Annotated in this window: 16 protein-coding genes and 2 pseudogenes; 9 read left to right on the plus strand and 9 right to left on the minus strand. The window is 61.5% G+C overall.

Annotated elements, in window-relative coordinates:
* The 3 genes and pseudogenes from U873_RS0106765 to U873_RS0106775 form a co-directional block, all read right to left on the minus strand.
* Positions 1-499, minus strand: a pseudogene (locus U873_RS0106765) (hypothetical protein); the annotation flags it as partial.
* Complete coding sequence (locus U873_RS0106770; protein WP_025127525.1) at positions 499-1,647, minus strand: site-specific integrase; 1,149 nt, start codon at positions 1,645-1,647, stop codon at positions 499-501. The pseudogene U873_RS0106765 and the gene U873_RS0106770, both read right to left, overlap by 1 nt.
* A 132-nt stretch (positions 1,648-1,779) precedes the next feature.
* Positions 1,780-2,064 (minus strand): annotated as a pseudogene (locus U873_RS0106775) (nucleoid-associated protein); the annotation flags it as partial.
* Positions 2,065-2,458: 394 nt separating this feature from the next.
* Between U873_RS0106775 and U873_RS0106780 the strand changes: the two are divergent.
* Complete coding sequence (locus tag U873_RS0106780) at positions 2,459-2,740, plus strand: HU family DNA-binding protein (protein WP_003440137.1); 282 nt, start codon at positions 2,459-2,461, stop codon at positions 2,738-2,740.
* 95 nt (positions 2,741-2,835) lie between these two features.
* On the opposite strand, the gene rlmF is transcribed toward U873_RS0106780, so the two are convergent.
* The 5 genes from rlmF to U873_RS0106805 form a co-directional block, all read right to left on the minus strand.
* Positions 2,836-3,861: a 23S rRNA (adenine(1618)-N(6))-methyltransferase RlmF gene (rlmF, locus tag U873_RS0106785; RefSeq protein ID WP_025127527.1), complete on the minus strand. Its 1,026-nt coding sequence runs from the start codon at positions 3,859-3,861 to the stop codon at positions 2,836-2,838.
* Between the two features lie 173 nt (positions 3,862-4,034).
* On the minus strand, positions 4,035-6,881 hold the full coding sequence (locus tag U873_RS0106790) for a valine--tRNA ligase (protein ID WP_025127528.1): 2,847 nt from the start codon (positions 6,879-6,881) through the stop codon (positions 4,035-4,037).
* Between the two features lie 119 nt (positions 6,882-7,000).
* Positions 7,001-7,456: a hypothetical protein gene (locus tag U873_RS0106795; protein ID WP_025127529.1), complete on the minus strand. Its 456-nt coding sequence runs from the start codon at positions 7,454-7,456 to the stop codon at positions 7,001-7,003.
* Between the two features lie 7 nt (positions 7,457-7,463).
* Positions 7,464-7,892: a DNA polymerase III subunit chi gene (locus U873_RS0106800; protein WP_025127530.1), complete on the minus strand. Its 429-nt coding sequence runs from the start codon at positions 7,890-7,892 to the stop codon at positions 7,464-7,466.
* Between the two features lie 60 nt (positions 7,893-7,952).
* Complete coding sequence (locus U873_RS0106805; protein WP_025127531.1) at positions 7,953-9,443, minus strand: leucyl aminopeptidase; 1,491 nt, start codon at positions 9,441-9,443, stop codon at positions 7,953-7,955.
* A 306-nt stretch (positions 9,444-9,749) separates the two neighbouring features.
* On the opposite strand from U873_RS0106805, the gene lptF reads away from it, so the two are divergent.
* From lptF to pdxJ, 8 genes are all read left to right on the plus strand, one after another.
* Positions 9,750-10,868 (plus strand): LPS export ABC transporter permease LptF, encoded by a 1,119-nt coding sequence (gene lptF / locus U873_RS0106810; protein WP_025127532.1) that lies wholly within the window; start codon positions 9,750-9,752, stop codon positions 10,866-10,868.
* Positions 10,861-11,922, plus strand: coding sequence for an LPS export ABC transporter permease LptG (gene lptG, locus U873_RS0106815; RefSeq protein WP_025127533.1), 1,062 nt, complete (start codon positions 10,861-10,863; stop codon positions 11,920-11,922). Before lptF ends, lptG begins: the two co-directional genes overlap by 8 nt.
* A 168-nt stretch (positions 11,923-12,090) precedes the next feature.
* Positions 12,091-13,890, plus strand: a complete 1,800-nt coding sequence (lepA, locus tag U873_RS0106820; RefSeq protein WP_025127534.1) for a translation elongation factor 4 — start codon at positions 12,091-12,093, stop codon at positions 13,888-13,890.
* Between the two features lie 5 nt (positions 13,891-13,895).
* Positions 13,896-14,750: a signal peptidase I gene (gene lepB, locus U873_RS0106825; RefSeq protein WP_025127535.1), complete on the plus strand. Its 855-nt coding sequence runs from the start codon at positions 13,896-13,898 to the stop codon at positions 14,748-14,750.
* Positions 14,751-14,966: 216 nt separating this feature from the next.
* A complete protein-coding gene (rnc, locus tag U873_RS0106830; RefSeq protein WP_025127536.1) occupies positions 14,967-15,656 on the plus strand; it encodes a ribonuclease III in 690 nt (229 codons plus the stop codon).
* Positions 15,649-16,551, plus strand: coding sequence for a GTPase Era (gene era, locus U873_RS0106835; RefSeq protein WP_019094760.1), 903 nt, complete (start codon positions 15,649-15,651; stop codon positions 16,549-16,551). The genes rnc and era overlap by 8 nt, the downstream gene beginning before the upstream one ends.
* A 118-nt stretch (positions 16,552-16,669) precedes the next feature.
* Entirely contained in the window at positions 16,670-17,359 is a 690-nt protein-coding gene (gene recO, locus U873_RS0106840) for a DNA repair protein RecO (protein ID WP_025127537.1), read from the plus strand.
* Between the two features lie 49 nt (positions 17,360-17,408).
* On the plus strand, positions 17,409-18,152 hold the full coding sequence (pdxJ, locus tag U873_RS0106845) for a pyridoxine 5'-phosphate synthase (RefSeq protein ID WP_025127538.1): 744 nt from the start codon (positions 17,409-17,411) through the stop codon (positions 18,150-18,152).
* A 123-nt stretch (positions 18,153-18,275) separates the two neighbouring features.
* On the opposite strand, the gene mltF is transcribed toward pdxJ, so the two are convergent.
* The gene (mltF, locus tag U873_RS0106850) at positions 18,276-19,736 is read right to left on the minus strand and encodes a membrane-bound lytic murein transglycosylase MltF (protein ID WP_025127539.1); all 1,461 of its coding nucleotides are present in this window, start codon (positions 19,734-19,736) and stop codon (positions 18,276-18,278) included.
* Between the last annotated feature and the right edge of the window lie 55 nt (positions 19,737-19,791).

Consider the following 19,791-nt stretch of genomic DNA (forward strand, 5'->3'; position numbering starts at 1 on the left):
AGGAAACCCGGGGCGATTCACGTCGCCCCAAGGCAAGTAGTGCCGGCTTAGTTTGCGTGTAAAGCGCCTTTTGAGACGTTGTTGCTACGCCTAGCCCTGCCAGATGCCCGAGGTAACCGTCGATCAAGTCCCGGTTTATGTCGGTCAAAAGTAAGTCACGGCCAAAAGCTATTGCCCGCAGCATGCAGCAGTCGAGGAAGTTGCGCATTCCATTTACGCAGTAGCCCGCCACGGTGGTGGAGGTGATGGCGCCATCCTGCCCGGCGAGGAAGCGTTCGATTTGGCGCTGACATGCGTAAGTGATGGTATCAATGCCGACGCCGTACCAGCGAGCAAAGTCGAAGCGACGACTCCTAGACGTATTCAGTCCAAACTCGACGATAGTGTTAATCTCAGAGATAGACTGGGGCAGGATGGTCACATTGCCGGCCGCGTCGTGGTGGTGTTCGACCTGGGGAACGCTGAGGTCGGTCATGATAAACGCCTTGCGCTTGCTCATCAGGCTGTCCCCGCCAGTGTGTTCAACTCATCGTCGTAGGCCAGCACAGCTTCGTCGGCCATTTCGTTGATCAAATGCAGGTACACCATAGTCGTCTGAATCGAGCTGTGACCGAGTTGTCGCTGAAGGAACACAAGTGGATCAAGTCCGTTCGCGGTGTTCCGCTGAAGGCTGACCAGCGTGTGCGTAGCGTAGGTATGCCGGAGCATATGCGTATGGACTTTAATGCCAGCCCGCATACCGGTTTCGCTGATGATCCGGTTGAGGCTCTTGCCATCCTCTGCATAGGGGGCCCCGAATTGGTTGAGAAATAGCGCTTTTTGCGGGGGCTTGCTCAGTGAAACGCGCTCGCCACGTACCTTGGCCACGTAGCGATAGAGTTCGGCGATGAACGTGCGACTGAGGTGAATAGTTCGCGGCTTGCAGCCCTTCGTCACCATGCCGCTTCCGTCAAAGGGGTCGAGACAAATGCGGAGGTTACGCTCGGTTCGTCCCGCCTTGTCCGGATCAAAGACATAGGCCGTCGGGAAGGCGGCGATTTCCTCGCGGCGCAGGCCAGTGTGCAACGCCAGGCGCATCATCATCCGGTGATGGGGATTTTCCGCTGCGGCCAGGAGCGACTTGATCTCAGGCATGCTCAAAAACTTGGGCAGGGCCTTATGGCTACGCGGCATTACATCGTTTGTAATGGACTTGCCGCCGCTGACATCGATATGTTCAAGGAAGGTTTTTTTGCTTCGTACGGTGCGTTCTTCGTAGGCGAAGGGGAGGCGTTTCACCCAACCCTGTTTCAGCGCATATTCGTAGAACTTGCAAATATAAGTCAGGCGTTGGCGAGTGGTGTTCGGCGCCAGCTTGCATGTCGCCAAGCAATAGTCCCGATAGGCCGCCACAAGGCTTTTGGCCTCGCCACGCTCTACGTCGAGCCAGCCAATACTATGGGCTTCAAGGAAGCTGAAGAAGTCGTACAGTGCGCGTCCAGTACTGGGCCAAGATCGCTTAGAGCCAATGGCTCCACGAAGCAAGTAGTGACGAAAGAACTGATTGGCGGGGGCGCAACTCTCCATCGAGTCCCAAAGCAGAATAGGAAACCCTGGGTAGGGTTGCCCGGCGATAGCCAAATCTTCAGTAGCCCACACAAGTTCCATCTGAGGCCCCCAGCATTGGCGCCTAGCGCGGTCTCAAGCAGAGCTAGGGACATTAAGCAGTCTTGAAGCGCCTGAGCTTTTAAATGTCTGTAACAAATAGCATAAATATTTAACGTTCTCCAGGTACCGGATCATCAGCTTCTGCAGGTGTTCCACCGCCATCTTGCTGAAGGCGGTGAAGTCCTGGCCGCCGTCCAGGTACTCCTTCAGCCAGCCGCTGAAGGGAAAAGCACCGGACTCGGGATGGAACAGCCCCCAGGCTTTGCCCTGTTTGGCGTTGTAGCTTTCATTGAGGTCGGCAAGCATGTTCTCGATGGCTGCGGACTCTGCCAGTTCGGAATCGCGAGCGTGGAGAACTGCAGGGCTGCCGTCGGGTTTTTTGTCGATCAGGTGGACGATGCAATGACGGATCGGCATGGGCTTCTCGGCTGGTTGAAGGGGGAGGGCGGGCTCCCCGAAAAAGTGCCCAGTGTACCGCACCCGCTGGTTTTGGCGCGGTTTGCCGGGCGATGAACGGCTCGTCGGTAAGGCTTATGCAATTTTTTACCGATTTAGAGCAATAAAGCTGACCAAATGGCTAGGTAGAGGCGGATATTTCCCCGTCTGTGTGCTAGTTTTGCCCCGTCTTACGCGATGTCTCAGCGTTAAGCGTGCATTCAGCATTTGTCGGGTCGAACCAAACTCTGATTTCGGTATCTATAACCCCGATCCGTCGTGGTTGTAACCGGGGTGCCAGGTCCACAAGATCTGGCTCGATGGCTGACACTGCACTCTGCAATCCAAATGAATTTGATAGGGAAGGAACACCACAATGGCTATTACTAAAGACCAACTGATCGCTGATATCGCTGAAGCTATCGACGCGCCGAAAACCACCGCGCGTAACGCCCTGGACCAGCTGGCTCAGATCGTTGCTGATCAATTGGAAAATGGCGGCGAAATCACTCTGCCAGGTATCGGCAAACTGAAAGTGACCGAGCGTCCTGCCCGTACTGGCCGTAACCCATCGACTGGCGCTGCCATCGAAATCGCTGCCAAGAAAGTTATCAAGCTGGTTGTGGCTAAAGGCCTGACCGACGCTGTTAACAAGTAATACTTGCAGTGAAACCGTGCTCAGAAGCTTTCCGGGCACGGTTTGAGTAACACCGGTTCACGCAAGGTGAATCGCCGCACAATCCCCCCGCGTTCCTAACTCTTCCTGACCCAACGCTCCTGGCTCCAGGCTTGTTGCTGTGCCTTGTCCTTGAAGGTCCAGGCGACGAAGCGGCTCTGCTTCTGCCCTTGGGACATTTCCACCACCTGGCTTTCCAGGGCTCCGGCCTTTTTCAGCGCGCTTTCGATCGCCGGCAGGTTAGCGGCCTTCGACACCAGGGTGCTGAACCACAGTACCTGCTGGCCGACGCTGGCGCTTTCACTGATCAACTGGCTGACAAAGCGGATCTCGCCGCCTTCGCACCAGAGCTCCCGGGCCTGCCCGCCGAAGTTCAGCACCGGCAATTTGCGCTTGGGATCGGCCTTGCCCAGGGCCCGCCATTTGCGCTGGCTGCCGCGGGTGGCTTCGTCCAGAGAGGAATGGAAGGGCGGGTTGCACATCGTCAGGTCGAAACGCTCGGTGCTGTCCAGCAGGCCGCCGAGGATCTGCTTGGGGTTGCCCTGCTGGCGCAGGCCGATGGCCTTGTTCAAGCCGTTGGCCTGGACAATGGCCTTGGCAGCGGCCAGGGCCGTGCTGTCGATGTCCGAACCGAGGAACTGCCAGCGGTAGTCGCTGTAGCCGATCAGTGGATAGATGCAGTTGGCGCCGACCCCGACATCCAGCACCCGCACGGCCGCGCCACGCGGGATTTCCCCCTGGTTGTGGCTGGCCAGCAGGTCGGCCAGAAAGTGCACATAGTCGGCGCGACCGGGCACCGGTGGGCAGAGGAAGTCCGCCGGGATGTCCCAGTGGGCAATGCCGTAGAACGCCTTGAGCAAAGCGCGGTTGAACACCCGCACCGCGGCCGGATCGGCGAAGTCGATGCTTTCCTTGCCATAGGGGTTGAGGATCACGAACTGCCCCAGTTCCGGGGTGCTCTTGATCAACTGCGGGAAGTCGTAGCGCCCCTGATGGCGATTGCGCGGGTGCAGGCTGGCTTTCTCCCGAGGTGCGGCGGCCTTGGCGGCGGTGGCGGGCTTGGGCTTCTTGCGCGGCGGCTTGGGTGTGCTGGGGGCGGTCATGGGGATCGATTCGGGGTGGTTCAAAGTGGCGGGCATTGTCCCACAGGAGCGGCGGTAAGTTTCAAGCAACGAGCGACAAGTGATGCAAGCGTGCCTCCTCGCTGCATAAGACAAGGTGCATAAAAAAGGGAGGCCTATGCGGGCCTCCCTTTTTCACACTGCGCGAATCGCCGTTACAGGCTGGAAATTCGTGCGTGCTGCTCCGCCAGCTTGCCCAGGGCCTGTTCGGCCTCGGCCAGCTTGGCGCGTTCCTTCTCGATCACTTCGGCTGGAGCCTTGTCGACGAAGGAGGCGTTGGACAGCTTGCCGCCGACCCGCTGCACTTCGCCTTGCAGGCGCTGGATTTCCTTGTCCAGGCGTGCCAGTTCGGCACCCTTGTCGATCAGCCCGGCCATCGGTACCAGCACTTCCATCTCGCCCACCAAAGCGGTGGCGGACAGCGGCGCTTCGTCGCCGGCACCCAGCACGGTGATGGATTCGAGGCGGGCCAGCTTCTTCAGCAGGGCTTCGTTCTCGGTCAGGCGGCGCTGGTCTTCGGCACTGGCGTTTTTCAGGAACAGGGCCAGGGGCTTGCCCGGGCCGATGTTCATTTCCGCGCGGATGTTGCGGGTGCCGAGCATCAGGCCCTTGAGCCATTCGATGTCGTCTTCGGCGGCCTGGTCGATGCGTGCTTCATTGGCCACCGGCCAAGGCTGCAGCATGATGGTCTTGCCCGTGCTGCCTGCCAGCGGTGCCAGGCGCTGCCAGATTTCCTCGGTGATGAACGGCATGAACGGGTGGGCCAGGCGCAGCGCCACTTCCAGCACGCGCACCAGGGTGCGACGGGTGCCGCGCTGGCGTTCAACCGGCGAGTTCTCGTCCCACAGCACCGGCTTGGACAGCTCCAGGTACCAGTCGCAGTACTGGTTCCAGATGAACTCGTACAGGGCCTGGGCGGCCAGGTCGAAGCGGAACTGGTCGAGCTGGCGAGTGACTTCGGCTTCGGTGCGCTGCAGCTGCGAGATGATCCAGCGATCCGCCAGGGACAGCTCGTAGGCCTCGCCGTTCTGGCCGCAGTCCTCGCCCTTGTCCAGCACGTAGCGCGCGGCGTTCCAGATCTTGTTGCAGAAGTTGCGATAGCCTTCTACGCGGCCCATGTCGAACTTGATGTCGCGACCGGTGGTGGCCAGGGAGCAGAAGGTGAAGCGCAGGGCGTCGGTGCCGTAGCTGGCGATGCCATCGGCGAATTCGGCACGGGTCTGCTTCTCGATGGCTTTCTGCAGTTTTGGCTGCATCAGGCCGGTGGTGCGCTTCTGCACCAGGGTTTCGAGGTCGATGCCGTCGATGATGTCCAGCGGATCGAGGACGTTGCCCTTGGATTTGGACATCTTCTGGCCCTGGCCGTCGCGGACCAGGCCGTGCACGTACACGGTCTTGAACGGAACTTGCGGCGTGCCGTCTTCGTTCTTCACCAGGTGCATGGTGAGCATGATCATCCGGGCGACCCAGAAGAAAATGATGTCGAAACCGGTCACCAGCACATCAGTCGGGTGGAAGGTCTTGAGGAAGTCGGTCTGCTCCGGCCAGCCCAGGGTGGAGAAAGTCCACAGGCCCGAGCTGAACCAGGTGTCGAGCACGTCGTTGTCCTGCTGCAGGGCAACGTCCGGGCCGAGGTTGTGCTTGGCCCGTACTTCAGCTTCGTCACGGCCGACATAGACCTTGCCCGACTCGTCGTACCAGGCCGGAATCCGGTGGCCCCACCACAGCTGGCGGCTGATGCACCAGTCCTGGATGTCACGCATCCAGGAGAAGTACATGTTCTCGTACTGCTTGGGCACGAAGGCGATGCGGCCGTCTTCCACGGCGGCGATGGCAGGTTCTGCCAGGGGCTTGGTGGAAACGTACCACTGGTCGGTCAGCCACGGTTCGATGACAGTGCCGGAACGGTCGCCCTTGGGCACTTTCAGCGCGTGGTCGTCGACGCTCACCAGCAGGCCGGCGGCGTCGAACGCGGCGACGATCTGCTTGCGTGCTTCGAAGCGGTCCAGGCCGGCGTACTCGGCCGGGATCTTGCCATCGACAGTTTCGTTCAGGCTGCCGTCCAGGTTGAACACCTGGCAGGCCGGCAACACGGCGGCGTTCTTGTCGAAGATGTTGAGCAGCGGCAGGTTGTGACGCTTGCCGACTTCGTAGTCGTTGAAGTCGTGGGCCGGGGTGATCTTCACGCAGCCGGTGCCGAACTCGGGGTCGCAGTAATCATCGGCGATGATCGGGATGCGACGGCCCACCAGGGGCAGTTCGACGAACTTGCCGATCAGCGCCTTGTAGCGCTCGTCTTCGGGGTTCACGGCCACGGCGGAGTCGCCGAGCATGGTTTCCGGACGGGTGGTGGCGACGATCAGGTAGTCGTTGCCTTCAGCGGTCTTGGCGCCGTCGGCCAGTGGGTATTTGAGGTTCCACAGGAAGCCCTTCTCGTCGTGGTTCTCCACTTCGAGGTCGGAAATTGCCGTGTGCAGCTTGGTGTCCCAGTTCACCAGGCGCTTGCCGCGGTAGATCAGGCCGTCTTCGTGCAGGCGTACGAAGGCTTCCTTCACCGCTTCCGAGAGGCCGTCGTCCATGGTGAAGCGCTCGCGGCTCCAGTCCACGGAAGAGCCCAGGCGGCGGATCTGGCGGCTGATGTTGCCACCGGACTGATCCTTCCACTCCCAGACCTTTTCAAGGAATTTTTCCCGGCCCAGATCGTGACGATTCTGGCCCTGGGCTTCGATCTGGCGCTCCACCAGCATCTGCGTGGCGATACCGGCGTGGTCGGTGCCTGGCTGCCACAGGGTGTTGCGGCCCTGCATGCGACGGAAACGGATCAGGGCGTCCATGATCGCGTTGTTGAAGCCGTGGCCCATGTGCAGGCTGCCGGTGACGTTCGGCGGCGGGATCATGATGGTGTAGGAATCGCCCGCGCCTTGCGGGGCGAAGTAGTTCTCGGACTCCCAGGTCTGGTACCAGGAAGTTTCAATGGCGTGCGGCTGGTAGGTCTTATCCATGCGCGGCGGGACCCTATTGGCATTTATTCAGGAAAAGCCGGGAAGTATAGCGGAGGGGGGCAGCTGCAAGCCACCAGCGGCAAGCGACAAGATGGCCATGCCCGGCTTTTGCGTGTGGCTTATGGTTTGCCGCTGGTCGCTGCTGCGAGCAGGCGTTCCAGGCGAGCGTCGAGGCGGCGCTTGATTTCGGTTTCGATGTGCGGGGCGAAATCGTCGATCACGTCTTGCATGATCAGTTGTGCGGCGGCGCGCAGTTCGCTGTCCAGGTGCAGCAGAGCGTCGGCGCTGTTGCTGGCAGGGGCGGGTTTGGCTGCAGGAGCAGGAGCTGGTGCCGCCACTTGAACGGGAGTCGGCGTCGGTGCCGCTTGCGGTGTGGCTTGCGCTGCGGGGGCGGCTGCGGTTTCGGCAGGTTGCTGGCTGCCCACCATGTCGAACAGCAGAGGGATTTGCACTTCGCTGCTCACGGTTTCGGTGAGCAGCGGCGGTTGCAGGTTGTCATCGCCGAGCAGTTGGCGGATCGACTCGAGGTCGTCCAGCAGGTGCGCGGGCTTTTGCAGCGGGTTGGGAGTGTCCATCGGGTGCTCAGAGTCGCTGTAAACGGTGATCTTGCAGAGAATAGCCCTGTTCGCGATAGAAGCGGAAACTCTCGCGGGCAGCCTGACGAATAGTCGGGTCTTCCACCACCACCTCGGCAATCCGGGCGAAACGCTGGGCAAAGGCGGGGACGTTCAGGTCCAGGTTCACCAGCAGGTCGGTATGGTCGCCGCAGTCCTGGCCAAGGCCGAGCACGATCAGGCCTTCGGGCTCGCTTTCCGCCGGGCCGTGGGGGACGAAGGTTTCACCCTTGAACCGCCACAGGCGGGCATCCAGTTCTTCCCGTTGCGCTGCATCACTGCAATGCAGGTAGATCCGGTGGCCCATGCGCCAGGCCTTGTCGGTGAGCTTGCAGGCAAAGTCCAGGCGCGCAGCAGGGTCCGCGCTGGGAAGGATATAGAAGTCGACTTTGGTCATGGGGGTTCCTGAGCCTTGGAGGGCGCCGCCTGCTGGCGGCGCCCTCCGCGGTCATGGTTTTCAGGCGTTGGCGCGGTCCAGCAGGTACTGGGTCAGCAGGGGTACGGGGCGGCCAGTGGCGCCCTTGTCCTTGCCGCCGCTGGTCCAGGCAGTGCCGGCGATATCCAGGTGCGCCCAATTCAGGTTCTTGGTGAAGCGCGACAGGAAGCAGGCTGCGGTGATGGTCCCGGCCTTGGGGCCACCGATGTTGGCGATGTCGGCGAACGGGCTGTCCAGCTGTTCCTGGTATTCATCGAACAGCGGCAGTTGCCAGGCGCGGTCGTCGGCTTGCTGGCCGGCGCTGAGCAGTTGCCCAATCAACTCGTCGTTGTTGCCCAGCAGGCCCGAGGTGTGAGCACCCAGGGCGACCACGCAGGCACCGGTCAGGGTGGCGATGTCGATCACCGCCTGGGGCTTGAAGCGCTCGGCGTAGGTCAGGGCATCGCACAGCACCAGGCGGCCTTCGGCGTCGGTGTTGAGGATTTCCACGGTCTGGCCGCTCATGGTGGTGACGATGTCACCAGGGCGCGCAGCGCCACCGCTGGGCATGTTCTCGGCGCAGGCCAGGATGCACACCAGGTTGATCGGCAGCTTCAGTTCCAGCACGGCGCGCAGGGTACCGAACACGCTGGCGGCGCCGCCCATGTCGTACTTCATTTCGTCCATGCCGGCGCCCGGCTTGAGGCTGATGCCGCCGGTGTCGAAGGTAATGCCCTTGCCCACCAGGGCGTAGGGTTTCTCGGACTTCTTGCCGCCGTTGTATTGCATGACGATCAGGCGTGGCGGCTGGTCGCTGCCCTGGCCCACGGCATAGAACGAGCCCATGCCCAGTTCCTTGATCTTCTTCTCGTCGAGCACTTCGACTTTCAGCCCCTTGAACTCCTTGCCCAGGGCCTTGGCCTGTTCACCCAGAAAAGTCGGGTGGCAGACGTTCGGCGGCTGGTTGCCCAGGTCGCGGGTAAAGGCCATGCCATTGGCGATGGCCTGGGCATGGGTCACGGCGCGCTCGACTTCAGCCTGGGCGGCCTTGATGGTCAGCAGGGTGATTTTCTTCAGGGCGCGGGGTTCGGCTTTCTGGCTCTTGTAGTGGTCGAAGACATAGCCGCCGTCCACCAGGGTTTCGGCCAGCAGGCGGGTCTTGCCGTAGCTGTCGCGGCCCTTGACCACGACTTCGTCCAGAGCCAGCACGGCGTCGCTGCCGCCCAGGCCCTTGAGGGTGGCGAGCACGCCACTGATGATCTTGCGGAACGGACGGTCGCCCAGTTCGCCATCCTTGCCGGTGCCCACCAGCAGCACGCGCTCCGCCTTGAGCTTGGCCAGGCCGTGCAGCAGCAGACTCTGGCCGACCTTGCCGGTCAGGTCGCCGCGCTTGAGTACGGCGCTGATGGCACCGCCGCTGAGTTCGTCGAGCTGCTTGGCGACGTTGCCGAGCTTGCGGCCTTCGCCGACGGCGACCACCAGGGTGGCGGTCTTCAACGTTTCCGGGCTAACGCTTTTTACAACCAGTTCCATGTCCGGTTCCCTGAATAAATGGTCAAAGAGCGCAGGAAGGTATCCTGCGCCGAGCTTATCTATATAGAAGAAGACGCCGCATGCTGCCGACGACAAAGCCGCCAGTTTGAACCTCGCCGGTTGCGGCTGACAACCCTCGCATCACCCAAGTTCGCCGCTTTAGAGCGTCGGGTGAGCGTCCTCCGTGACAGGCGCACGCAATCACAGGATAATGCGCCATCTTTTTTCGGCGGCCCTGCATCTGGGGCCGGCTCGATACGTTTGCTTGTTCGGCCGCCTTAGCCTGACAACCCTGGAGTGTCTGGTTTGATCGTCTTTCGTTATCTGTCCCGCGAAGTCCTGTTGACCCTGAGTGCCGTGAGTGCGGTGCTGCTGGTCATCATCATGAGCGGGCGCCTCGTCAAGTTTCTCGCCCAAGCCGCCTCGGGAGCCCTGGATCCGGGCTCGCTGTTCCTGGTCATGGGTTTTCGTTTGCCAGGCTTCTTGCAGCTGATCCTGCCTTTGGGGCTGTTCCTCGGCATCTTGCTGGCTTATGGCCGGCTCTATCTCGAAAGCGAGATGACCGTGCTGTCGGCTACTGGCATGAGCCAGCAGCGCCTGCTGGGCCTGACCATGATCCCGGCCACCCTGGTAGCCCTGCTGGTGGCCTGGTTGAGCCTGAGCCTGGCGCCCCAGGGGGCCAACCAGTTCCAGTTGCTGCTGAACAAGCAGGATGCCCTGACCGAGTTCGACACCCTGGTGGCGGGCCGCTTCCAAGCGCTGAACGACGGCACTCGGGTGACCTATACCGAGCAGCTGTCTGATGATCGGGCCAACCTTTCCGGGGTGTTCATCTCCGAGAAGCGCCTGAACCAAGAGAAGAAGGACCAGGGCATTTCGGTGCTGGTGGCCGAGAAGGGCCATCAGGACATTCGCCCCGACGGCAACCGCTACCTGATCCTGGAGAACGGCTATCGCTATGATGGCAATCCGGGCGAGGCCAACTACCGGGTGATCAAATACGATACCTACGGCGTATTGCTGGAACGGCCGGACATCAGTGACGAAGTCACCGACCGTGACGCCATGCCCACCGCCGACCTGATCGGCAAGGATGACCTGCGGGCCCGTGCCGAGCTGCAATGGCGCCTGTCCCTGCCGCTGCTGGTGTTCATCGTGACCCTGATGGCGGTGCCGCTGTCCCGGGTCAACCCGCGTCAGGGCCGCTTCCTCAAGCTGATTCCGGCGATCCTTCTTTATATGGCTTACCTGACCATCCTGATTGCCGTGCGCGGTGCGCTGGAGAAAGGCAAGATTTCGCCCACTCTGGGTCTGTGGTGGGTCCACGCGCTGTTCCTGGTGATCGGCCTGGGACTGATGTACTGGGAACCCTTGCGTTTGAAATTGGCGAGTCGTCGCAGCATGAAGGAGATGGCTCGTGGTTAAGCTTGATCGCTACATCGGTAGCAGTGTGTTCATGGCCATTCTTGCGGTCCTGGGGATCATCCTCGGGTTGGCCTCGCTGTTTGCCTTTATCGATGAAATGGGCAACGTCAGCGACACCTATACCGTGATCGATGTCCTCAGCTACGTGGTTCTCACCGCGCCGCGTCGGGTCTATGAAATGCTGCCGATGGCCGGCCTGATTGGCTGCTTGATCGGCCTCGGGACCTTGGCCAGCAACAGCGAGCTGACCATCATGCGTGCCGCCGGTGTCTCGGTCGGCCGTATCGTCTGGTCGGTGATGAAGCCGATGCTGGTGCTGATGCTGGTGGGCGTGCTGGTAGGCGAATACGTGGCTCCGGCCACCGAGACCCAAGCCCAGGCCAGTCGTGCCTTGGCCCAGGGTTCTGGCGATGCGCAGAGCTCCAAGCATGGTCTGTGGCACCGCCAGGGTGATGAGTTCATCCACATCAACGCGGTGCAGCCCAACGGCCTGCTGTATGGCGTGACCCGTTACCACTTCGATGGCCAGCGCCACATGCTGTCGTCGAGCTTCTCCCGCCAGGCGCGCTTCCACGAGAACTACTGGCAGCTGACCGACGTCACCACCACCTACTTCCGTGACGGTCATACCGAAGTCATCAAAGTGCCTGAAGAGCGCTGGGACGTGGCACTGAGCCCGCAATTGCTGAGCACCGTAGTCATGGCGCCAGAGTCGCTGTCCATCAGTGGCCTGTGGGGCTACATCCACTACCTGGCCGATCAGGGCCTGAACAACGGCCGCTACTGGCTGGCATTCTGGGTCAAGGTTCTGCAGCCGCTGGTCACTGCGGCGCTGGTGTTGATGGCGATTTCCTTCATTTTCGGTCCGCTGCGTTCGGTGACCCTCGGTCAGCGGGTGTTTACCGGCGTACTGGTGGGCTTCACCTTCCGCATTGCCCAGGACCTGCTGGGCCCTTCGAGCCTGGTGTTCGGCTTCTCGCCGCTGTTCGCGGTGCTGGTGCCGGCGGGAATCTGTGCGATTGCCGGCTTCTGGATGCTGCGTCGAGCCGGCTGATCCTGGGGCTTTGCCAGGGTTTCACGGCAGCGCCCCGGTCGACAGACCGGGGCGTTTTTGCATTTGACAAACGCTGACAGGCGAGCGTGACGCTTGTGCCGAGTATCAGGTACAATTCCCGGCTATTTTTCGGCGGGCCCTGCCTGCAGCCTTTTTGAGTGTTCATCCGTGAGTGATTTGAGTCATATCCGCAATTTCTCCATCATCGCCCACATTGACCATGGCAAGTCGACTCTGGCCGATCGCTTCATCCAGATGTGCGGCGGCCTGGCCGAGCGCGAAATGGAAGCCCAGGTCCTGGACTCCATGGACCTTGAGCGTGAGCGCGGGATCACCATCAAGGCCCACAGCGTCACCCTCTACTACAAGGCCAAAGACGGCATCAGCTACCAGCTGAACTTCATCGATACCCCGGGCCACGTGGACTTCACCTATGAAGTCAGCCGTTCCCTGGCGGCCTGTGAAGGCGCCTTGCTGGTGGTCGATGCCGGCCAGGGCGTCGAAGCCCAGTCGGTTGCCAACTGCTACACCGCCATCGAGCAAGGCCTGGAAGTGATGCCGGTGCTGAACAAGATCGACCTGCCCCAGGCCGATCCTGAGCGGGTCAAGGAAGAGATCGAGAAGATCATCGGCATCGATGCCACCGACGCCGTGACCTGCAGCGCCAAGACCGGCCTGGGCGTGGACGAGGTGCTCGAGCGCCTGGTGACCACCATTCCAGCCCCGACCGGCAACATCGAAGATCCGCTGCAGGCACTGATCATCGACTCCTGGTTCGACAACTACCTGGGCGTTGTGTCCCTGGTGCGTGTACGCCACGGCCGGGTGAAGAAGGGCGACAAGATCCTGGTCAAATCCACCGGCAAGGTCCACCTGGTGGACAGCGTCGGCGTCTTCAACCCGAAACACACCGCCACCGCCGACCTCAAGGCCGGTGAAGTGGGCTTCATCATCGCCGGCATCAAGGACATTCACGGGGCACCGGTAGGTGACACCCTGACCCTGAGCTCGACCCCGGACGTGGAGGTGCTGCCCGGCTTCAAGCGCATCCAGCCGCAGGTCTACGCCGGCCTGTTCCCGGTCAGCTCCGACGACTTCGAGGATTTCCGCGAAGCCCTGCAGAAGCTCACCCTGAACGACTCGTCCCTGCAGTACACCCCGGAAAGCTCCGACGCCCTGGGCTTCGGCTTCCGTTGCGGGTTCCTCGGCATGCTGCACATGGAAATCATCCAGGAGCGCCTGGAGCGCGAGTACGACCTGGACCTGATCACCACTGCGCCGACGGTAATCTTCGAGCTGCTGCTGAAGAACGGTGAAACGATCTACGTCGACAACCCGTCCAAGCTTCCGGATCTGTCGGCCATCGAAGACATGCGCGAGCCGATCGTGCGGGCCAATATTCTTGTGCCGCAAGAGCACCTGGGCAACGTCATAACCCTGTGCATCGAGAAACGCGGTGTGCAGCACGACATGCTGTTCCTCGGCAGCCAGGTCCAGGTGACCTACGATCTGCCGATGAACGAAGTGGTGCTGGACTTCTTCGATCGCCTGAAATCCACCAGTCGTGGCTATGCTTCACTGGATTACCACTTCGATCGCTACCAGTCGGCTAATCTGGTCAAGCTCGATGTACTGATCAACAGTGAGAAGGTCGACGCCCTGGCGTTGATCGTGCACCGCGACAACGCCCACTACAAAGGGCGTGCGTTGACCGAGAAGATGAAAGAACTGATTCCTCGGCAGATGTTTGACGTGGCAATCCAGGCCGCCATCGGCGGGCAGATTGTGGCGCGGACAACCGTCAAGGCCCTCAGAAAGAACGTGCTGGCCAAATGCTACGGTGGTGACGTTAGCCGTAAGCGCAAGCTGTTGGAAAAGCAGAAGGCCGGTAAGAAACGCATGAAGCAAGTGGGCAACGTGGAAATTCCACAAGAAGCCTTCCTTGCCGTGCTCAGGTTGGATAGTTAGGTCCTATGTCACTAAATTTCCCGCTGTTGCTGGTCATCGCTGTCTTTGTCTGCGGTCTCTTGGCGTTGCTCGACCTGGTGTTTCTGGCACCGCGTCGGCGCACGGCCATTGCCAACTATCAGGGCAGCGTCAGCCAGCCGGACGGGCTGGTGGTCGAAAAGCTCGGCAAGGAACCGCTGCTGGTTGAATACGGCAAGTCGTTCTTTCCGGTGCTGTTCATCGTCCTGGTGCTGCGTTCGTTCCTGGTGGAACCGTTCCAGATTCCCTCGGGCTCGATGAAACCGACCCTGGATGTGGGCGACTTCATCCTGGTGAACAAGTTTTCTTACGGGATCCGCCTGCCGGTGATCGACAAGAAAGTCATCGAGGTGGGTGATCCGCAGCGCGGCGATGTGATGGTGTTCCGCTACCCAAGCGACCCGAACGTCAACTACATCAAGCGTGTAGTGGGCCTGCCGGGGGATGAAGTGCGCTACACCAGCGACAAGCACCTGTTCGTCAACGGTCAGCCGGTGGCAGAGCAGTTGGTCGGGGCTGAACCTGGCACCCTGGGCAGCGCGGAGCTGTACAAGGAAAAACTCGGCGAGGCCGAGCACCTGATCCGCAAGGAAATGAGCCGCTACCGCGCGACTCCGGACGGCCGTTGGGTGGTGCCTGCCGGGCACTACTTCATGATGGGCGACAACCGCGACAACTCCAACGACAGTCGCTACTGGGACGATCCGAGTATTCCCAAGGACCTGCTGGGCATGGTTCCCGACAAGAATATCGTCGGCAAGGCCTTCGCAGTCTGGATGAGCTGGCCCGAACCGAAACTCAGCCACCTGCCGAATTTCTCGCGGGTTGGTCTGATCAAGTAATCACACACGGCGCTGTTGAACACAGCGCCGAATGCTTTTCTGGCTCTTGTATAAAACGGACCTGCCTTGGCGCAGCCCGTAACAGCCTTATCGCCAGAAGCATGCAGTCAACGATATTCAGGATGTGGATTTGAACACAGCGTTAATTGCCACCCGCTCCCCGTGCGCGGCCCCTAGGATGGCGAGTTTCGGCGACGAAACCAGCGTGGGTAAACCGTGAGCGTTTCTTTGAGCCGTCTCGAGCGTCAGCTCGGTTATACCTTCAAGGACCAGGAACTGATGCTCCTGGCTCTCACTCACCGCAGCTTTGCCGGGCGCAACAACGAGCGCCTGGAGTTTCTCGGTGATGCCATTCTCAATTTTGTTGCCGGCGAGGCGCTATTCGAGCGCTTTCCCCAGGCTCGCGAAGGCCAGTTGTCGCGTTTGCGCGCGCGCCTGGTGAAAGGTGAAACACTGGCGGTACTGGCCCGTGGTTTCGACCTGGGCGAATACCTGCGCCTGGGTTCCGGTGAGTTGAAGAGCGGCGGTTTTCGTCGTGAATCGATCCTCGCCGATGCCCTGGAAGCCCTGATTGGTGCGATCTACCTGGACGCCGGCATGGAAACTGCCCGTGACCGTGTCCTGTCCTGGCTGACCTCGGAGTTCGAGAGCCTGACCCTGGTGGACACCAACAAGGACCCCAAGACCCGGCTGCAGGAGTTCCTCCAGTCCCGCGCCTGTGAACTGCCACGCTATGAAGTGGTGGATATCCAGGGCGAACCGCACTGCCGGACATTCTTCGTTGAATGTGAAGTCACCTTATTGAATGAAAAAAGCCGAGGTCAGGGTATGAGCCGTCGTATTGCCGAACAGGTAGCGGCCGCCGCAGCACTGATTGCCCTGGGCGTGGAGAATGGCCATGACTGATTCAACTGCAACACGCTGTGGCTATGTCGCCATCGTCGGCCGCCCCAACGTGGGCAAGTCGACGCTGCTCAACCACATCCTCGGCCAGAAGCTGGCGATCACCTCGCGCAAGCCGCAGACCACGCGCCACAACATGCTCGGGATCAAGACCGAAGGCGCCATCCAGGCGATCTACGTCGACACCCCGGGCATGCACAAGAGCAACGAGAAGGCGCTGAACCGCTACATGAACAAGACCGCTTCGGCGGCCTTGAAAGACGTCGACGTGGTGATCTTCGTGGTCGATCGCACCAAGTGGACCGACGAAGACCAGCTGGTGCTGGAGCGCGTGCAGTACGTGCAGGGCCCGGTGATCCTGGCGATCAACAAGACCGACCGCATCGAGGACAAGGCCGAGCTGATGCCGCACCTGACCTGGTTGCAGGAGCAGTTGCCCAATGCCGAGATCGTCCCGGTGTCGGCCCAGCAGGGGCATAACCTGGAAGCCCTGGAAGGCCTGATTGCCAAGCACCTGCCGGAAAACGATCACTTCTTCCCGGAAGACCAGATCACCGACCGCAGCAGCCGCTTCCTCGCCGCCGAGCTGGTGCGCGAGAAGATCATGCGCCAACTGGGTGCCGAGCTGCCTTACCAGATCACCGTGGAAATCGAAGAGTTCAAGCAGCAGGGCAAGACCCTGCATATCCATGCGTTGATCCTCGTCGAGCGTGACGGCCAGAAGAAAATCATCATTGGCGACAAGGGTGAGCGGATCAAGCGTATCGGCATGGAAGCGCGCAAGGACATGGAGCTGCTGTTCGACTCCAAGGTCATGCTCAACCTCTGGGTCAAGGTCAAGGGCGGCTGGTCCGACGACGAGCGCGCCCTGCGCTCCCTGGGCTACGGCGACCTCTGAGACCTTTCGCCGGCCAGCCGGCTCCTACACCTACCCGTAGGAGCCGGCTGGCCGGCGAACCGCTTCACCTCCTTCTCCGGACCCGGTTCCCTCTCTTGCCCTGAGATCCCCCGCAACCATGTCCAGCAACGCCCCTGTCGGCCAACTCGCCTACGTCCTGCACAGCCGCGCCTACCGCGAAAGCAGCGCCCTGGTGGACTTCCTCACCCCTCAAGGCCGCCTGCGTGCCGTGCTGCGCAGTGCCCGGGGCAAGGCCGGGACCTTGGCGCGGCCCTTCGTGCCCCTGGAAGTCGAGTTTCGCGGGCGCGGGGAGCTGAAGAACGTCGGGCGCATGGAGAGCGCAGGGATCGCTTCCTGGCTCAATGGCGAGGCGCTGTTCAGCGGCCTCTACCTGAACGAACTGCTGATTCGCCTGCTGCCGGCGGAAGACCCGCACCCGGCGGTGTTCGAGCATTACGCCGCCACTTTGCTGGCCCTGGCCGAAGGCCGTCCCCTGGAGCCTTTGCTGCGGGCTTTTGAGTGGCGGCTGCTGGACGACCTGGGCTACGGCTTTGCCCTGGACAGCGACATCCATGGCGCGCCCATTGCCGCCGACGGCCTGTACCGGTTGCAGGTGGATGCCGGGCTGGAGCAGGTGTTCCTGTTGCAGCCGGGGCTGTTCAACGGCACCGAGCTGCTGGCCATGGCCGAAGCCGACTGGAGCGCGCCTGGTGCGCTGTCGGCGGCCAAGCGCTTGATGCGTCAGGCACTGGCGGTGCACCTGGGCGGCCGGCCACTGGTCAGTCGCGAGTTGTTTCGCAAGCCCTAGTCTCCCCGTATGCTGTGCGCCGAATCTTCATTTTTTCAGGAGCGCTTCCGTGACCACCAGCAATCGCATTCTTCTTGGCGTGAACATCGACCACGTTGCCACCCTGCGCCAGGCCCGGGGCACCCGTTACCCTGATCCGGTCAAGGCAGCGCTGGACGCCGAAGAGGCGGGCGCCGACGGCATCACCGTGCACCTGCGCGAAGATCGCCGGCATATCCAGGAGCGCGACGTACTGGTGCTCAAGGACGTGCTGCAGACCCGGATGAACTTCGAGATGGGGGTCACCGAGGAAATGATGGCCTTTGCCGAACGCATCCGCCCGGCGCACATCTGCCTGGTGCCGGAAACCCGGCAGGAGCTGACCACCGAAGGTGGCCTCGACGTCGCCGGACAAGAGGCACGGATCAAGGCCGCGGTGGAGCGGTTGTCGAAAATCGGTTCCGAGGTGTCCCTGTTCATCGACGCCGACGAGCGCCAGATCGAAGCCTCGAAACGGGTCGGTGCACCGGCCATCGAACTGCACACCGGGCGTTACGCCGATGCCCAGACCCCGAGCGAAGTGGCGGACGAACTGCAGCGCATCGTCGACGGTGTGGCGGTGGGCCTGGCCCAGGGCCTGATCGTCAATGCCGGCCACGGCCTGCATTACCACAACGTCGAGGCGGTGGCGGCGATCAACGGCATCAATGAGTTGAACATCGGCCACGCCCTGGTGGCCCATGCATTGTTCGTCGGTTTCAAGGGCGCAGTAGCCGAGATGAAGGCGCTGATCCTGGCCGCTGCCAAGGCCTGAGGCAAGGCTACTCGGCAGTCGCCGCAGGCAGATGGCGACAGATTGCTGCAGGCGCTGGAGCCTGCAGCGGTTCGAGCCGCCGCTGTTCCGGCGGCGGCAGCTATCAACAGGGCGTGAGCGGTTTCACAGTGGCGGGGTTTGTTCTGGCGGCTTGGTCTTGTCGATCCCGGGCACGTGCAGATTGCCTTCGGCGACCTGATCGCCTTCCAGCTGCGGCTGGGTCACCCAGGTCAGGATGTCGTAGTAACGCCGGATGTTGGCCACGAAATGCACCGGCTCACCGCCTCGGGCATAGCCATAGCGGGTCTTGCTGTACCACTGCTTCTGCGACAGGCGCGGCAGCATTTTCTTCACATCCAGCCACTTGTTCGGATTCAGCCCTTCTTTCTCCGCCAGCTTGCGGGCATCGTCCAGGTGGCCGGTGCCGACGTTATAGGCGGCGAGGGCGAACCAGGTACGGTCCGGTTCCTCGATCTTGTCGTCCAGCTGTTCCTTGATATAGGCCAGGTACTTGGCCCCGCCGCTGATACTCTGCTTGGGGTCCAGGCGGTTGGACACGCCCATCGCCTGGGCGGTGTTCTGGGTCAGCATCATCAGCCCGCGCACGCCGGTCTTGGAGGTCACCTCGGCCTGCCACATCGATTCCTGGTAGCCGACGGCGGCCAGCAGGCGCCAGTCGAGCTTCTCCTGCTTGGCCGAGGCCTTGAAATGCTTCTCGTACTTGGGCAGGCGCTGCTGCAGGTGCTGGGCGAAGGTGTAGGCACCGACATAGCCGAGCACGTCGACGTGGCCGTAGTAACGGTCCTTCAGGCGTTGCAGGGTGCCGTTCTTCTCCACCTTGTCGAGGAAGGCGTTGATTTCGTTGAGCAGGCTGTTGTCTTCGCCGGCCGCCACTGCCCAGCTCTGGCTGCGGGCGTCACCGAGGTCGAAGGCCACCCGCACATTGGGGAAGTACACCTGGTTCATCGCCAGCTCATTGGAGTCCACCAGGGTCAGGTCGATCTGTCCTTCGTCGACCATGCGCAGCAGGTCCACTACCTCGACGGCGTCCGACTCTTCGTATTCGATGCCGGGGTACTTGAGTTTCAGTTCCGCCAGCTGCTCGGCGTGGGTGCTGCCCTTGAGCACCATGATGTGCTTGCCCACCAGGTTCTGTGGCGTGGTGGGGCGTGACTGGCCGTTGCGATAGATGACCTGGGGGGTGACTTCCAGGTAGGGGTGGGAAAACCGCACCTGCTGCTTGCGCTGCTCGCTGCTCACCAGGCCGGCGGCAGCCAGGACCGGGCCCTTGGGTTGGCCCAGCTGGTCGAACAGGTCGTCGAGGTTGTCGGCGGTCTCGATCTTCAGCTCGACCCCCAGATCATCGGCGAAGCGTTTCACCAGCTCGTATTCGAAGCCGGTTTCACCATTGCGATCCTGAAAGTAGGTGGCGGGGCTGTTGCGGGTGACCACCCGCAGCACGCCATCCTCCTTTACGCGCTCCAGGGTGCTGGGTTTTTCAACACAGGCGCCGAGCATCAGGAAGAGTCCGGTTACGATGAGCCATTTGGCGCAGCGCGGACGTAAAGCCATAGGGGAAAACATTGGCGCAGTATACGCAAAGGACAACGGCCGCCATATCTCGACAGCGAAGGGCTTG

It is taken from the genome of Pseudomonas sp. PH1b, from assembly GCF_000633395.1.
In the GTDB taxonomy this organism is placed as follows: domain Bacteria; phylum Pseudomonadota; class Gammaproteobacteria; order Pseudomonadales; family Pseudomonadaceae; genus Aquipseudomonas.

Excerpts from the sequence above, each read along its gene's own strand:
- U873_RS0106800 (WP_025127530.1), bottom strand. The coding sequence starts at position 7,892 with ATGACCAAAGTCGACTTCTATATCCTTCCCAGCGCGGACCCTGCTGCG.
- U873_RS0106805 (WP_025127531.1), bottom strand. The coding sequence starts at position 9,443 with ATGGAACTGGTTGTAAAAAGCGTTAGCCCGGAAACGTTGAAGACCGCC.
- mltF (WP_025127539.1), bottom strand. The coding sequence starts at position 19,736 with ATGTTTTCCCCTATGGCTTTACGTCCGCGCTGCGCCAAATGGCTCATC.
- U873_RS0106770 (WP_025127525.1), bottom strand. The coding sequence starts at position 1,647 with ATGGAACTTGTGTGGGCTACTGAAGATTTGGCTATCGCCGGGCAACCC.
- rlmF (WP_025127527.1), bottom strand. The coding sequence starts at position 3,861 with ATGACCGCCCCCAGCACACCCAAGCCGCCGCGCAAGAAGCCCAAGCCC.
- U873_RS0106790 (WP_025127528.1), bottom strand. The coding sequence starts at position 6,881 with ATGGATAAGACCTACCAGCCGCACGCCATTGAAACTTCCTGGTACCAG.
- lepB (WP_025127535.1), top strand. The coding sequence starts at position 13,896 with ATGTCACTAAATTTCCCGCTGTTGCTGGTCATCGCTGTCTTTGTCTGC.
- era (WP_019094760.1), top strand. The coding sequence starts at position 15,649 with ATGACTGATTCAACTGCAACACGCTGTGGCTATGTCGCCATCGTCGGC.
- recO (WP_025127537.1), top strand. The coding sequence starts at position 16,670 with ATGTCCAGCAACGCCCCTGTCGGCCAACTCGCCTACGTCCTGCACAGC.
- U873_RS0106780 (WP_003440137.1), top strand. The coding sequence starts at position 2,459 with ATGGCTATTACTAAAGACCAACTGATCGCTGATATCGCTGAAGCTATC.
- U873_RS0106795 (WP_025127529.1), bottom strand. The coding sequence starts at position 7,456 with ATGGACACTCCCAACCCGCTGCAAAAGCCCGCGCACCTGCTGGACGAC.